Origin of the sequence: Hymenobacter aranciens, assembly GCF_030580865.1 — a bacterium.
GTDB classification, from domain to species: Bacteria; Bacteroidota; Bacteroidia; order Cytophagales; family Hymenobacteraceae; genus Hymenobacter; species Hymenobacter aranciens.
Genome location: NZ_JAUQSY010000016.1, coordinates 84,389 through 99,137 on the forward strand (window position 1 = coordinate 84,389; position 14,749 = coordinate 99,137).

Annotated in this window: 9 protein-coding genes; 1 reads left to right on the forward strand and 8 read right to left on the reverse strand. The window is 61.9% G+C overall.

Features of this window, described 5'->3' with window-relative positions:
* Position 1: 1 nt before the first annotated feature.
* Together Q5H93_RS20190 and Q5H93_RS20195 are read right to left on the reverse strand one after the other, a co-directional pair.
* The gene (locus Q5H93_RS20190) at positions 2–994 is read right to left on the reverse strand and encodes a glycoside hydrolase family 43 protein (RefSeq protein WP_305008490.1); all 993 of its coding nucleotides are present in this window, start codon (positions 992–994) and stop codon (positions 2–4) included.
* Positions 995–1,057: 63 nt separating this feature from the next.
* Positions 1,058–2,125 carry a glycoside hydrolase family 43 protein gene (locus Q5H93_RS20195; protein ID WP_305008491.1) on the reverse strand — a complete coding sequence of 356 codons (1,068 nt, stop codon included), beginning with the start codon at positions 2,123–2,125 and terminating at the stop codon, positions 1,058–1,060.
* A 493-nt stretch (positions 2,126–2,618) separates the two neighbouring features.
* Here Q5H93_RS20195 and Q5H93_RS20200 point away from each other — a divergent pair, with 493 nt between their 5' ends.
* Complete coding sequence (locus tag Q5H93_RS20200) at positions 2,619–5,513, forward strand: RICIN domain-containing protein (protein ID WP_305008493.1); 2,895 nt, start codon at positions 2,619–2,621, stop codon at positions 5,511–5,513.
* 88 nt (positions 5,514–5,601) lie between these two features.
* Here the strand turns inward: Q5H93_RS20200 and Q5H93_RS20205 are convergent, their stop codons facing one another.
* The 6 genes from Q5H93_RS20205 to Q5H93_RS20230 form a co-directional block, all read right to left on the reverse strand.
* A complete protein-coding gene (locus Q5H93_RS20205; RefSeq protein ID WP_305008494.1) occupies positions 5,602–7,221 on the reverse strand; it encodes a family 43 glycosylhydrolase in 1,620 nt (539 codons plus the stop codon).
* An 88-nt stretch (positions 7,222–7,309) separates the two neighbouring features.
* A complete protein-coding gene (locus tag Q5H93_RS20210; RefSeq protein ID WP_305008495.1) occupies positions 7,310–8,401 on the reverse strand; it encodes a glycoside hydrolase family 43 protein in 1,092 nt (363 codons plus the stop codon).
* 83 nt (positions 8,402–8,484) lie between these two features.
* Entirely contained in the window at positions 8,485–9,549 is a 1,065-nt protein-coding gene (locus tag Q5H93_RS20215) for a glycoside hydrolase family 43 protein (protein ID WP_305008497.1), read from the reverse strand.
* Positions 9,550–9,677: 128 nt separating this feature from the next.
* Entirely contained in the window at positions 9,678–11,264 is a 1,587-nt protein-coding gene (locus Q5H93_RS20220; protein ID WP_305008498.1) for a RagB/SusD family nutrient uptake outer membrane protein, read from the reverse strand.
* A 38-nt stretch (positions 11,265–11,302) separates the two neighbouring features.
* Positions 11,303–14,356, reverse strand: coding sequence for a SusC/RagA family TonB-linked outer membrane protein (locus Q5H93_RS20225; protein WP_305008499.1), 3,054 nt, complete (start codon positions 14,354–14,356; stop codon positions 11,303–11,305).
* Positions 14,286–14,597 carry a hypothetical protein gene (locus Q5H93_RS20230; protein ID WP_305008500.1) on the reverse strand — a complete coding sequence of 104 codons (312 nt, stop codon included), beginning with the start codon at positions 14,595–14,597 and terminating at the stop codon, positions 14,286–14,288. The genes Q5H93_RS20225 and Q5H93_RS20230 overlap by 71 nt, the downstream gene beginning before the upstream one ends.
* Positions 14,598–14,749: the final 152 nt, after the last annotated feature.

Sequence of the window (14,749 nt, forward strand, 5' to 3'; positions counted from 1 at the left end):
GCTACTCGCCCGAGGGCCGGGCCTGCGGTGCCGTCAGCGTCACCGGCGCGCCGAAATTGGGCGTGCCGTCGGCGTTCCAGCCGAACTTCTGCATGCGCGAGCTGCGGCCTTCGCACTTGCCGTCGGCCGCTGCTTTGGCGTGGTACACCAGCCAGTCCTCGCGCCCGTCGGGCGACTTCGTGAAGCTGTTGTGGTCCGGACCCCACACGCCATTCGCCGCGGAGGAATGGAACACCGGCTGCGCCGCCTTGGTCCACGACTCGGGTTTCAGCAAGTTGCTACTGGCCTGGGCCGTGAGCATACCCAGCGCATAATTGTCATCCCAGCAGGCACTGGCCGAGTACACAATAAACAGCTGGCCTTGCCTGCCAGGCAAAAACTCCGGCCCTTCCAGAATCTGACGCCCGCCGCCTTTTTCCCAAGCGTAGGTGGGCGTGGCAATCGTAGCTTCCTTACTGGCGTCCAATGTCCACGGGGTTTTCATCGGCGCAATGGCCAGCGTGCTCTGCGGCCCGATGTAGGCCGAATACACGAAGTAGCGCTGGCCGCCGTGCTCGAATACCGTCCCATCGAGGCCAGAGTATTTGGTGTTCACTTTGCCCTTGTCGACCCAGGTGCCAGTGGTGGGGTCTGGGCTGGCATTCTCCAGCACAAACACGTAGCGGTGAGCGTCATCGACCGCCGCTTTGTCGCTGGCCGTGTAGTAGATATACCACTTGCCATCCAAGAAATGCAGCTCCGGCGCCCAGATTTGGGTTGAGTTGGGGCCGGTGGCGGGGGGCGTCCACACCACGACAGGTTTGGTGCTGGCCACCTCACTTAGCTTCCTTGATTTCCAAAGCTGGAGGTTGTTGCCAGTGGTATTGGTGTAGTAGTAATAGCCGCCCTGGCTAATTACCCACGGGTCGGGGCCGTTGGTTTGTAGCGGGTTACTGAATGTGCGGGGCGGCTGTTGCGCCTGTGCGACATCTCCCGGGCCTGCTCCGAGGACCATAATCAACAGAACGAGCCGGGAAACTGAATAGGTCATGGATGTAGAGACAGAGGGCAATGACTGCTAAGCTGGTATTGGCTGTGGCGTGTAAGTCGGGCCCTGGCAGCGCGGCCCCTGCTTGGTCCAGTTCAGCTTATCGATGCACAGCTGGCGCTCGGTCATTTCCTTGTTCCAGGCGTGGTACACGAGGTATTCGGTTTTGCCGTCGGGGCCCATGATGTGGGAGTGGTGGCCTGGCCCGCGCACCTTGCCTGCCACTGAGTGCAGCACCCGCGCCCCGGCATCGGAGCCGGAGTCGGCGTAGGGGCCCATGATGTGGTCGGCCACGCAGTAATCCACGCCGTAACGGTCGGTCAGGAAGTTGGCGCCGCTGAAGAAGCAGTAGTATTTGCCCTCGTGGCGGCGCACGAACGGCCCTTCCATGGTGTGCCACTGCGGGAAAGTGCGGTTGCCGTAGAGCGGCATCAGACGGTTGGCTTCGAAGAGCGTCCACTTGTGGCGGGCGCGCAGCACGGTACGGCTTTCGTTGGCCAGCTGCGTCATGCTCACGAGGCGGTCAATCACCAGGCCGGTGCCGGGGTAGTAGCCGTCGTCGGTGTCGGTGAAATCGCGGGCGTAGAGCAGGTACCACTGGCCGTCAGTGTCTTTAAAAGCATGCGCGTCAATGGTAAACTGACTGCCGGGCACGGGCAGCGCGGCCACTTCGGTGTAGGGGCCTTCGGGCTTGGTACTGGTGGCCACGTGCAGCTGGTGGCCCACTTCGGCCGCAATGGCACCACCGCCCCGCGAGTAATACATATAAAAGGTGCCCTCGTGCTCCACCACTTCGGGCGCCCAGAAGTCGGCTTTTTCGGTGCCGGCCGGGGGCGTGAGGGCGCCGCCCAGCGGCTTCCAGTTCACCAGGTCGTCGGAGCTCATCAGGGCGAAGATGCGGCCGTCGGGCATGCGGCCCTGGCCGGTGGTGGCGAAGGCGTAATACTTCTTATTGTGCCGCAGCACGAACGGGTCGGGGAAGTTTTGGGCTACCACCGGGTTGGTGTAGCTGCGGGCGGCGGCAAAGGTGCTGGGCGGCACGGCCAGCAGGGCCAGGCCAGTGAGACTACCCTTAATAAATTCGCGACGAGAGCTCATAAAAGAGGAAAAAGGAAGTGACAAAGTGAGGCTGCACCAATCGGAACAGGCCGGCCCGGCAGGCAACCCGGTGCGCCAGGGCTGCGGAGGAGTGTGGCAAAAAGCCCGGGGCCATCCGACCGGAATGCTCAAAGATGGGAACAAGTCGGGAAAAACGCAAACGTTTGCACTTGCAGCAGTCGGCCCGCTGGTCATCGGCTGCCCGCAAAGTGCATGACGGGCGCTGGATTAAGTAGTCGGCTGTAGCCTTGAGGATAAATAATGGCTAACGGACAGTTGCCACGCAACACTAGTCTAAATGGTGACTTGCCGCAGCCAGTAGACGGGTCACAAATACGTCACCGGTTGGCGTATTTAGCTGCGTGATGACGCAAACGTTTGCATGAAGCGAAAAAGTGCTTACTTTAGCGGCCGGAAATCATCGTTCGCATTCCGCCGGCGAGCTAAGTTTAAGCCTTAATCATCTATTCCTCAACCAAAATTCCCATTCAACATGAGAGAAGCGTTACCTTTGCTTACCAAAAAGGGTAAGACGCGCCATCAGTCGTCAGCTCTGCTGGCTCTGATGGTGTTGCTGACGGGCCTGCTAAATTTCGGCACCATCGGCCGGGCCTTCGCCCAAACCAACAACTCAAACCCGGTGCTGCCGCAGGGCACGGCCGACCCCGACATGCATTATTTCGGGGGCAGCTACCGCATTTATGCGGTGGCGCCCGGCGCCGCCGGCCGGCAGCTGGCGGTGTATTCGTCGCCTAACCTGTTGGGCTTTACCGCCGGCAGCGGGCCGGTGCTGGACCTGACCAACGTGACCTGGGCCGGCGCCTCGGCTACGGTGGCGGGCCCGGCCGTGGTATTTTCTAACAACACGTACTACCTGTACTTTGCCGCCGATGGCAAAATCGGGGTAGCCACCAGCACCAGCGCCACCGGCCCGTTCGTGGATAGCGGCGCGCCGCTGGTGAGCACCGACGCCAACGCCCCCACGCTGGGCATGCCGGCCGTGATGGTGGACGGTACTACGGCCCACCTCTACTACGGCGCCAACGGCGTGCTGGTAGAGCGCCCGCTGGCTGCCAACATGACCACGCTGGGCGGCACCACCTCCAACGTGATTACGCCCACCAACTACGGCGAAGCCCCGCACGTGCTGAAGCGCGACGGCCAGTACTACCTGTTCTACAGCAGCGACAATCGCAACAGCAACGGTTTCAATACGCAGTACGCTACGGCTCCGGCCGCTGCGGGCCCGTTCACGTTCCGCAGCCGCCTGACCTATGGCGACGACAACCAGGGCATGGGCAGCGCCTCGGTGTTTCAGCTGCCGGGCTGCGATGAATACTACTTCTGCTACCAGGCGTTTATCGGCCGCAACACCGCCAACCGCGCCGTGTGCCTCGACCGCTTGCTGATGGAAACCGACGGCAGCATTCCTGAAATCAAAGGCACCACCTACGCCGTAGCGGCGCGGGTGCCGGGCGCCTGCTCGGGCGACCGCATCGTATCGGGCGCCGTGTACCGCCTCACGCACAAGGGCACGGCGATGCGCCTCGACGTGGATAACAATAGCAGCACCGCCGGTGCCCGCGTGCGCCAGCAGGCCGACAACGGCTCGACCGCTCAGCGCTGGTTGATTACCCGCCGTTCGGATGGCTTCTTCGACCTGCAGCACGAGGGTACTACCCAAAACCTACAAACCGTGGGTGGCAGCCAGGCCAACGGCGCCCTGCTGGAGCAGAACGCCCAGGCCAACGACAACCGCCAGCGCTGGCAGCTGGAGGCCATGAGCGACGGCTACTACAAAATCACCCTCAAAGGCACTACGCGGGCCCTCGAAGTGGCTTCGAACAGCGGGGCCGCCGGCGCCGATGTGCAGCTTTACGACGATAACGGCAACGATGCCCAGCGCTGGAAGCTGGAGGTGATGAGCATGCCGATTCAGGATGGTGCGGTATATAAGCTCATCCACAAAGGCACCATCCTGGCGATGGACGTGGACAACAACAGCCCGAACCGCGGTGCCGGGATTGGCCAGTATTTCGACAATGGCAACGACGCCCAGCGCTGGATTCTGGGCTACGATGCGGCCAAAACCAGCTACAAGCTGACGCACCGCAACGCCATCGACCCGACTTCTAACCTGCCGCAGTGCCTGGAGGTGCCCAGCAACCGCAACGACCCGGTTAACGTGCAGCAGTACGACGACAACGGCAACGATGCCCAGCGCTGGATTATCGACTACACCGGCCTCGACTACGTGAAGCTGACCCACCGCGGCACCAGCAACCCGCCCAAGTGCCTTGAGGTGCAGTTTGGTAACGCCAACCTGGGCACCCGGGTGGCGCAATACGACGATAACGGCAACGATGCCCAGCGCTGGATTATGCAGCTCGTGGACTACTCGGCCGCGCCCTGCAACACCGGCTTCAGCTACAATGCTACCACGTATTGCCAGAGCGGCACCAACCCCGTGCTGGCCCTGACTGGCACGGCCGGCGGTACTTACTCGGTAGTGCCCGCCACGGGCCTGACCCTGGATGCCGCTACCGGCGCCATCAACCTGGCTACCTCGACGCCCGGCACCTACGCCGTAACCTACACCGCCAGCGCCGGCTGCGGCAGCGCGCCGCAGACCATCACCATCACCGCCGCGCCGGTGGCAGCCTTCAGCTACCCTACGGCAACTATCTGCGCCGGTGCTACGGCTACCGTAGCGCCCACGCTGGGCACGGGCAGCACCGCTGGCACTTACTCGTCCACGACGGGCCTGGTAATTGACCCGGCCACGGGCGTTATCAACCCGACTACCAGCACGGCCGGCACCTACACCGTGACCAACACGCTGGCTGCTGCCAACGGCTGTGCCGTGACCACGGCTACCTCGGCCGTGACCATCGAAGCCGCCCCGGCCACGCCGACGGTAACGCCGACTTACAACAACGCCACTACTACCACGCTTACCGCCAGCGCGGGCAGCGGCTACCAGTGGTACCTCGGCGGCACGGCCGTGCCCGGCGCCACCAGCCAGACCTACGTGATAAACTCGGTCGCTCAGCTGGGCTCCTACACAGTGGTGGTAACCAACGCCGCCGGCTGCGCCTCGGCGCCCTCGGCCGCCCTGGTGGTAACCGGCACCGCCCGTCAGCAAGCCAACGCGGCCCTGCACGTGTACCCCAACCCGACCCACGACGGCCGCCTGCAGGTGACCCTGACCAGCGCCCCGGCCGCCGAGCTCACCGTGCTCAACGCTCTGGGCCAGGTGGTGTACCGCACCAGCGTAGCCGCCGGCGCCGCTACCCTGGAGCTGCACCAGCTACCCGCCGGCATGTACCTGCTCCAGACGCGCACCAAAACCGGTGAAGTAGCTACTGCCCGCTTCATCCGCGACTAGGTTCTCTTGCTCCGCAACAAAAAAGGGCTTCCCAGCACTGGGAAGCCCTTTTTTGCGTTCAGGCCCGGCGTTTGGAAAGCCGGAAGCGCTATTTATTTACCAGCTCAAAACGCTCGAAGCTGGCCAAGGCCGGAGTAGCCCCTTGGGCTACCAGCCCCACGCGCACGCCCCGGTCCCAGGGCGGGAGGAACTGGCCGTTGGTAGCGGCGTCGTTGGGCAGCATGGGTGTCCAGGCGCGGCCGTCGGTGCTCCAGGCGAAGCGGTATTGGTTGCCGGCCTGGGTTTGCAGGCGCAGCTGGATGGTGCTGGCGGCAGAAGGCAGGGCGGTTTCGCTTAGCAGGTTGTCTTTGCCAGCGCGGCGCTCCCAGAGCTGCAGCTTGGCGCCGCTCACGGTGAGGGCCAGCAGGTTGTTGGGGTCGCCGTGGGCGGCCAGGCCGGCCCGGGTGCCGGCGGGCAACGCCTGAGGGTTGAGCAGCGTGGTGGTGGCGGTGTAGTTGGCCGTGGTGGTGGGCCAGCCCAGTGCGGCGCCGCCCGGGGTAGCGCGGGCGGTTAGCTGTAGCTGTCCGCTTTTCAGGGCGAAATTCGGCTTTTCTTCCACCGGCCACTGCCAGGTGGGGGCCAGGGTAGCGGTGGCAAATTCGTCAACAGTAGCGGCGGCCGGGGCTGCTTTGGCCACGGCGGCGGGGGTAGTGTGGTTATTCAGGAATTCGGGCCAGCCGGCTTTATTCCAGGTGAACTCGCCCAGCACGCCCTGCCGGCCCACATTCTCGAAGCTGCCGGTCTGGTAAGCGTGGTAGAGCATATACCAGCGGCCGTTGCGCTCCACGGCGGTGCCGTGGCCGGGGCAGGTCCAGGTGTCGTTTTTGGTGAGGATAGGGTTTTGGGAATACTTCTCCCAGGGGCCCAGCAGCTGGCGCGCGCGGGCCACGCCGGTGGCGTAGGTGCAGCCGCTGCCGCAGCAGCCGTTAGCGGCATAAAACATATAGAAGTACCCGTCGTGCCGCACAATGCTGGGTCCCTCCACGAGGTTGCCCTCCCAGGGCTCGGTGTTGCGGAACAGCTCGGTTTTCTCACCGGTGAGGGCGGTGCGGTCGGCGTTCAGGGCTTGAGCCCAGATGGGGGTGGGCTTGTTCTGGCTGTTGCCGTCTTCCTTCCACACCAGGTACAGCTGGCCCTTTTCGTCGCGCATGGGGAAGCCGTCGATGGAGCCGTCGGGCTGGCCCACCAGCGGGCCGTGGTCGCGGTAGGGGCCCTCGGGGCGGTCGGCGCTGGCCACGCCCACGCTCAGGTTGCCACCGCGCTTGTGAGCAGTGTAGTACACGTAGGTGCGCCCACCGTCCTGGCTGATTTCCGGGGCCCAGAAGTAGTAGTCGGCCCAGGCCGGCCGCTCGCCCGGAAACACGTGGCCCACCAGCTGCCAGTCGGTCAGGTTGCTCGATTTCAGCAGTGGAAACGTGGGCCCCCAGTTCGAGGTAGTAGCCGTGGCCCAGTAGGTATTGCCGATTTTAGTTACCGAGGGGTCGGGGTAGTCGCCGGCCAGCACGGGGTTGGCAATGGCGGGGGGCACTGAAGCTGCGGTTGTGGCTTGGGCTGGGGCTTTGGCGGGTTTCAGCTTGGTTTTGGCCTTGCCCTGGGCCACGGCCAACAGCGGGGCCGCGCCGAGCAGCACCAGCAGCGGCAAGCAGCGGAAAGTAGCGGGAATGTTCATAAAAGGTGAGCGGATAAAATTCAGGCCGTTACGCTGGGTGCAGCATAACGGCCTGACGGTTGATTTAACAAGCAACGATTAGCAGTGCTTACTCGCCGGCAGGCCGGGTAATGGGCGTGCCGATGGCCACGGGCGAGCCGAAGTTGGGCGAGCCGTCGGCGTTCCAGGTGAACTGCTGCATGCGCGGCTTGCGGGCGCCGCCGCAGCCCTGGCCGGGGTCGTTGTTGGCGTGGTAGATTATCCAGTCCTGCGTGCCGTCCTTCGACTTAAAGAAGCCGTTGTGGCCGGGCCCGTAGGCGCGGCTGGCTGCACTTTTCGTGAATACCGGGGTTTGCAGCTTGGTCCAAGAAGCGGCATCGAGCGGGTTGGTGCCGGTGAGTGTGAGCTGGCCCAAAGCGTAGTCGTCGGAGCTGCAGTGGCTGGCCGAATAGATGAGGAAGGTTTTGCCGTCGCGCTGCAAAATCTGCGGGGCTTCGTTCACCTTGGGGTAACCGTTGCGCTCCCAGCTGAGGGTGGGGCGGCTGAGCTCGGTGCGTGCGCCGTCGAGGGTCCAGGGGTTGCGCATGGCCGAAATGTAGAGGCGTTGCTCGTTGTCGGTGTTGTTGCCGATGGGGCCGCTCTGGCCCGACCAGATGTAGTAGCGCTGCCCGTTTATCTCGGCCACTGTGCCGTCGATGGCCCAGTAGTCGGCCCCCGGACTGATGATGCGGCCCTTTTCAACCCAACCGCCCCTGGTGGGGTCGGGGTTACTGTTTTCCAGCACCCACGATTTCTGCCCGTCGCAGCAATTGCCGGGGCCAGCCGTGTAGTAGATGTACCACTTGCCGTCGAGGTAATGCAGTTCGGGTGCCCACACGTCGCGGCTATTGTCTCCGGTGGCCAGGGGCGACCATACCGGGTAGCTAGGGGACGACCCGAGCTCCGACATCTTCGCCGTTTTGCGAATCGTGACGTTGTTGCCGGTCGTGGCCATGTAGTAGTAAGTGCCATCCTTCTGGTACACCCACGGGTCGGGGCCAGCGGTATTGCCGAGCAGCGGGTTGGTAAAAGTGGTGGCCGGCGTGGTCGGATTGGTGGGCGTTATCGGAGCGGTGGTGCCCGATTCTTTCTTGCAGGCCAGCAAACCCAGCAGCAGCAGCGGCGCCAGCATACGCGAGCGGTGGAAGGAAGCAGATGTCATAGAAAAGGAAAGGTTTAGTAAGACGTATTGCTAAGGGGCAGCGGCGGCAATTGGTTTCCGGCCGCGAGGTTTTTTACGGAGCCTCACTCGCCGGCCGGCCGGGGCAATGGCTGGCCTACCGCCGCCGGCACGCCAAAGTCGGGCGTGCCATCGGCGCGCCAGGTGATGGGTTGGATGCGCGGGCTGCGCAAATCGCCGCAGCCTTGGCCAGCGAGGGAGTTGGCGTGGTAAAGCAGCCAATCCTGAGTTCCGTCCTTCGACTTGAAAAAGCCGTTGTGGCCCGGCCCGAAAGCCTTGCCAGTGGGGTTTTGGGTGAATACCGGCCGGGCCGACTTGGTCCAGGAGGCCGCATCAAGCGGGTCGGAGCCGGTAAGCGTGAGCAAGCCTAGGGCGTAGTCGTCGGTCATGCAGTGGCTGGCCGAGTAGGTCACGAAGGTGCGGCCATTGTGCTGCAGCACTTCGGGGCCTTCGTTAGTGGGCGGGCCCTTGCGCTCCCAGTCGTAGGTGGGCCGGCTGATTTCGGTGCGCGGGCCGGTGAGCGTCCAAGGGTTGCGCAGGGCCGAAATGTAGAGGCGGCCCTCGCTGTTGGTCGTGCTTTCGACGCCGCACCACAGTAGGTAGCGCTGGCTGCCTAGCTCCAGCACGGTGGCGTCGATGGCCGAATAGTCGTGACCAGCGCTCAGCAACTGGCCCTTTTCGGTCCAGGTGCCAGTGGTGGGGTCGGGGCTGGGGTTTTCGAGCACCCAGAGGCGCTGGCTGGCGCAGCAGCCGCCCGTGCTGGAGCCAGCCGTATAGTAGAGGTACCACTTGCCATCAAGCCAGTACAGCTCCGGGGCCCACAGGTGGCGCACGTTGCCGCCGCTGGCGGCGGGCGTCCACACTACGGTGCTGTAGGCCGTGCCGAGCTCCGACATTTTCGCCGTTTTGCGAATCGTCAGGTTGCGGTCGTTCGTGGCCACGAAGTAGTAAAAGCCGTCCTTCTGCGCCACCCACGGGTCGGGCCCGCTACTGAGCAGCGGATTGGTGAAGGTGGTAGCCGCCGGAGTAGGAACCGCGGGCTGCAAGGTAGGGATGGCCTCTTTGGTACATCCCAACAGGCTCGCCAACGACGACACCACGACTGCAAAACGGACCGGAACAGGCAGCATAGACCAAGGTTAAAGTTAGGGAAATACGCCATTGGCGTACCCCTCTATAAAAAGGGCCCCGACAAACTGCCGGGGCCCTTTTTAAGAAGTCTGCTGCTTTCAAACTATGCCAAAAGCGGCCATTGTACCTACCAGTTAGGGTTTTGTTGCAGTCGGGCCAAGTCTACCTCGGTCTGAGGAAGCGGCAATAGGCTGGACCGGCCCACTACGAAGTTGTTGAAGTCGTCGTCGTGCGTCTTAAGCATATCCACGCCGGCCTGGTTGTCCAGCAGGCCCCAGCGCTTGAGGTCGAACCAACGGGTACCCTCGCCGGTCAACTCGGTCACGCGCTCGTGCATGATTTGGGTGCGCAGGCTGGCCTGATTGAAATTACTGGCCTGCAGGTTGGGCATGTTGGCGCGGCGTCGTACGCGATTAATCAGCGGAATGGCAGCACCCGTTTGGCCTTGCTCGTTCAGGGCTTCGGCCTGCAGCAGCAGCACGTCGGCAAAACGCATCACGCGCTGGTTGATGGGCGAATTGAAGTCCTCGAACTGCCGGTAGTAATCGGTCTGGTACTTACGCCAGTACACGCGGCGCAGATTGTTGGAGTTGCTGCCAAAGCGCACCGGGTAGGTCTGCCCGTACACCAGCGGCACCGGACTGTTGTCGGCCGGAATTGTGCTGGGGAACTGCGTTTGGTCGGCACGGTTGTAAAACACGGTGGCTGCCAAGCGCAGGTCCCGTTCGCCGTCGTTGTTTTCTTCGGTCAGAAACTCGTTCACCACCCACGGCCGTACTTCGCCATCGGTGAAGCCCAGGCCCGGCTCACCCGGCAGCACTGGCGGGCCAAAAAACTGCGAGCGTTGTCCGCTCTCCAGCGCGTTCACGTTGTCGCCGTCGTCGCCGGTATTGACATCGCTGAACTGCACCTCAAAAATTGACTCAATGTTATTTTCGGAGGTGTGGCGGAAGTTATCAGTGTAGCTGCCAGCTAGATTATAGCTCCCCGACAAGATTATTTTGCCAAACTCCGCTGAGGCCTCGGCCCAACGGCGGTTCTGCATGTGGGCCTTGCCCAGCAGCGTGGTGGCGGCGCCCGACGTAGCGCGGCCAATGTCGTTACCGGTGTAACTGGCAGGCAAGTCGGCCTGAGCTGTGGTCAGGTCGCTTATAATCAACTCCCAAGCCTGGGCTTCAGTGGCCTGGGGAGGAAGTATGCTCAGGTCAGTGCTGGCGGTGGTGCGTAGCGGTACGTTACCGTAGAGGGTCACCAGATTATAGTAGCACAGGGCCCGGATGAAGCGGGCTTCGGCCACGACGCGCTTTTGCAGGGCGGCATCCATCCCCGTAATCTTAGGTACGTTGTCAATAACCTGGTTGCAGCGGAAAATCGCTCGGTAGTGGTCGGCATACACGTTGAAATTCACCTCAAAGTCGTAGTTGCCTACGGCAAAGCGGGTCCAGTCGCGCAACTCGTTCCAGGGGCTTTGGCTGAAGCCGACGTCGTCCCGGATATCGAAGGCAAAATTAAGCCAGCGCCGGTAGGTACCCAGTTTCTGCAGGCCACTGTACGTGGCATTAATGCCCTTGATGGCATCGTTGCTGTTGGTCCAGAACGATTCGGTGGTGGCCAAGTTAGGGTTCACCTGGTCGAGCAGGTCGCGCTCGCAGGCAGTAGCTGCCATTAGCAGGCCGCCGGCCACGGCCCAGCGTTTGAATGCGTTATATTTCATGGGATAAAGTCGAATAGAAAAGGTGAAACAAGCCAGCCTTACAAGCCGATTTGCAGGCCCAGCGTGAAGGTGCGCACGTTGGGGTAGCTGCCCTCATCGAGACCACGCACCAAAGCACCATCGAGGCCACCCACCGTTTCGGGGTCGTAGCCGCTGTAGTTGGTGACGGTGAATACGTTCTGGCCTGAGGCGTAAATCCGCAGACGGCTGACAGCCTTGAGCCGGTCGGTGAGCGACTGCGGCAGGGTATAGCCTATCTGAAGGTTTTTCAGACGCATGTACGAGCCATCCTCCAGCCAACGGTCCGAGTTTACCCGCGAGTTGTTGTTGGCCGAAGTGTTATCGAAGCCTTGTTGGTCGCTGGCCACTACCGCCCGGGGCGTGGTGGTGCTGGGGTTTTCTGCTGTCCAGGGCCGGTAGTCGGCTGTGTGGTTGCCGGTCTGGTCGGTGCGCTCCAGCCAGTACTTGGTGTTGTTAAACACATCGTTGCCCTGAATGCCTTGGAAGAAAGCCGCTAGGTCGAAGTTGGCGTAGCTCGCCGTCAAGTTCAGGCCGTAGGTGAACTGGGGAAACACCCGGCCCACGTGGGCACGGTCTTTGTCGGCCGTAATCAAGCCATCGCCGTCCAGGTCTTTGTAGCGGGCATCGCCGGGCCGAAGGCCAGCCGGAATGTCGGTGTCGCCGGTCTGGTACACGCCATCGAACTGGTAGAGATAGAATGAGCCGATTTCGTAGCCTTTCTCCGTGCGGGTTACGCCGCTGGGGCCGCCCTGGAAGAAGTTGGCCGAATTGCCGGAATTTCCCAGGTCAATCACCTCATTTTTCACCGTCGACAAGTTGGCGTTGATGCCGTACTTGAAGGCGCCACGGTTTTCGTTATAGCCGAGCAGAAAATCAAACCCGGTGTTGCGAATCTCGCCGATGGCCTGGTAAGGATTGTCGCCCTCGTTGCCGAAGGACAGCGCGATGCCCGGGTTCACGAGGGCATCGGTCGTGTTGGAAATGTAGTAGTCGGCGCCCAAAGTCAGACGGTTTTCCAGAAAGCCCAGGTCCAGGCCGACGTTGGTGGTCCGGCGGGTTTCCCAGGTAATGCCCGGGCTACCGAAGTTGGTTTGCAGCGAGCCGTTAGCCAGGGCTTGGCTGCTGCCAAACGGGTAGTTTACGTTCGGGTTGATGAAGCCCTGGTAGCGGTAGGAACCGCCGTAGGCCCCGCCGATGTTTTCATTACCGAGTTGCCCGTAGGATGCCCGCACCTTCAGGTCGCTGATGGCACTCACGCCCTCAAAAAACTTTTCGCGCGAGACGCGCCAGCCTACCGAGGCCGCACCGAAGTTGCCAGCACGTCTGCCCGGCGCAAAGCGCGATGAGGCATCGTTGCGGTACGCCGCCGTCACGAGGTAGCGCTGGTCGTAGTCGTAAGTGAGTTGGCCGAAGAACGAGCGTTTGCTGTTGATAAACGCCGAGCCTGCCACCTGCGGGCTGGATGAGCCGGCATCGAGTGACCAGTAGTACACCGGCCCCTGCCCATACTCGTTGTTGCGGCCGCGGGTGAACTCCGCACGGAAGCGCTGCTGGCTATAGCCGGCCACTGCCGTTATGTTGTGCTTATCGAAGCTTTTGTCGAAGGTGAGGGTGTTTTCAGCCATGCCAAACAGCTCATTGCCTTGGTTTTCGGCATAATACGAGCGGGCTCCCAGAGCGTCGTCGCCCACGTAGCGAAGTTGGCCGTACTGGCGCTTTTCCTGGTCGTGGTAGCCATGGTACTCCACCGCTAGGTTGAGACGATAGCGCAGCCAAGGCAGGATAGTATATTCGCCGAACAGACTGCCCTGCACCCGGTTGGAGGTGCCGGTATTGTCCAGGATTTTCTGAGCTCCCACAGGATTAGTACCGTACGATACCGCGTTGGGGGTGCTCAGGCCATAGCCGCCCTGCTGCGTGGGGTCATACACCGGCGTCACAGGCAGCATCCGCACCACATCGATAAATGGCAGGCCATTCACGCGGGTTTGGTTGGTGCGGGTCAGCAGCAGGCTTTCGCCTACCCGCAGCTTACCGGCATTGAAGCCGCTGTTTATGCGAGCGCTATAGCGCTCAAACTTCGGCCCCACAATGGTGCCGATTTGCTTGAAGTAGCCTCCGCTGATGTTGTAGTTAGACGAGCCGCCGTTTTGACCGGCCCCGCCGCCGCTCACACCCAGGTCGTAGCTCTGCACTGAGCCTTGCTTGATAAGTGCGTCCTGCCAGTCGGTATTAATAACCGCTGAGTCGGCATCAAGCGGCAGAACATTGGCAAAGGGCTGACGAGCTAGGCCGGAGTTGTCGTATGCCTGATTAGTGACGTCGGCCCACTGTTGAGAGTTGGCCAAGTTGTAGCGCTTCACGATATCCTGCACGCCGCCGTACACGTTTATGGTAATGGCCGGGGCGCCCACCTTGCCGCGCTTGGTGGTGATGATGATAACGCCGTTGGCCCCGCGCGAGCCGTAGGGGGCCAGCGAGGCGGCGTCCTTTAGCACCTGCACGCTTTCGGCATCCTGGGGATTGAAGTCACGCAGGTTATCGGTCCACAGCCCATCTATTACATACAAGGGCTGGCTGTTGCTACCGAGCGAGCCCACCCCCCGGATGTTCACCACCGAGGCCTGGCCGGGCGTACCGGAAGTAGACACTGCCACGCCGGGTACCCGGCCCTGAATGGCTTCGCCCAGCGTAGCGACCGGAGCTCGCTTCACGTCCACGGCGCTTACCGTAACCACCGAGCCCGTCACGTCTTCGCGCTTCTGGGTGAGGTAGCCTACTACTACCACTTCGTTCAGCTTCTGCATGTCCTCCAGCAGCTGCACGTTGATGGTGGCTTCCGAGCCTACCGTCACATTTTGCGTCACGTAGCCCACGTAGCTGAAGGCCAGCACGGAGCCGGCCGGAACATCGAGGCTGAACTGCCCTTCGGAATTGGTGCTGGTGCCCGTGGTGGTACCAACCACTAATATGCTCACGCCGGGCAGGCCTGCGCCTTTCTCATCCGTCACGCGGCCGCTGATAACCTGCGCCGGGCGGGAAGTGCTGGTGGCTGGTAAGGGAGCAGCCATTGCCGGGGCAACTGCTGCTACAACCAAAGGCAGGCAGCACGCCAATGCTGGTAGCAAAAGCTGCCTTGGCGGGGGTAGCATCTTTTTCATATTGGGTGGGGTAAAGTAAATGGAACTGCGAAGTAAGCACTTTTGCGCAAACGTTTGCACAAACGACCAGCAAAAAAATAAAAGCAGTACTCGGCGCCCAGTGGCAGCAGAGCGGCAGAAAATAAATAATGGCAATTTGTTTGAGCTGCAAGTGGCTTGCTGTTAGGTTGTTTTATAGCATTAAAAGACTGCGGAAGCAGTTGGTGAGAAGCAGCTTAGCGGCTTCAAAAAAAAATCGTTTTGAAGGGCGAATAAGTTGTGGAAATGCACTCATTAGCCGATTCGGCCGGCTGTATACAATTG

What these genes read in the sequence shown, in the direction of transcription:
- Q5H93_RS20190 (WP_305008490.1), bottom strand. Translation starts at nt 994, where the DNA reads ATGGTCCTCGGAGCAGGCCCGGGAGATGTCGCACAGGCGCAACAGCCG.
- Q5H93_RS20195 (WP_305008491.1), bottom strand. Translation starts at nt 2,125, where the DNA reads ATGAGCTCTCGTCGCGAATTTATTAAGGGTAGTCTCACTGGCCTGGCC.
- Q5H93_RS20200 (WP_305008493.1), top strand. Translation starts at nt 2,619, where the DNA reads ATGAGAGAAGCGTTACCTTTGCTTACCAAAAAGGGTAAGACGCGCCAT.
- Q5H93_RS20205 (WP_305008494.1), bottom strand. Translation starts at nt 7,221, where the DNA reads ATGAACATTCCCGCTACTTTCCGCTGCTTGCCGCTGCTGGTGCTGCTC.
- Q5H93_RS20210 (WP_305008495.1), bottom strand. Translation starts at nt 8,401, where the DNA reads ATGACATCTGCTTCCTTCCACCGCTCGCGTATGCTGGCGCCGCTGCTG.
- Q5H93_RS20215 (WP_305008497.1), bottom strand. Translation starts at nt 9,549, where the DNA reads ATGCTGCCTGTTCCGGTCCGTTTTGCAGTCGTGGTGTCGTCGTTGGCG.
- Q5H93_RS20220 (WP_305008498.1), bottom strand. Translation starts at nt 11,264, where the DNA reads ATGAAATATAACGCATTCAAACGCTGGGCCGTGGCCGGCGGCCTGCTA.
- Q5H93_RS20225 (WP_305008499.1), bottom strand. Translation starts at nt 14,356, where the DNA reads ATGGCTGCTCCCTTACCAGCCACCAGCACTTCCCGCCCGGCGCAGGTT.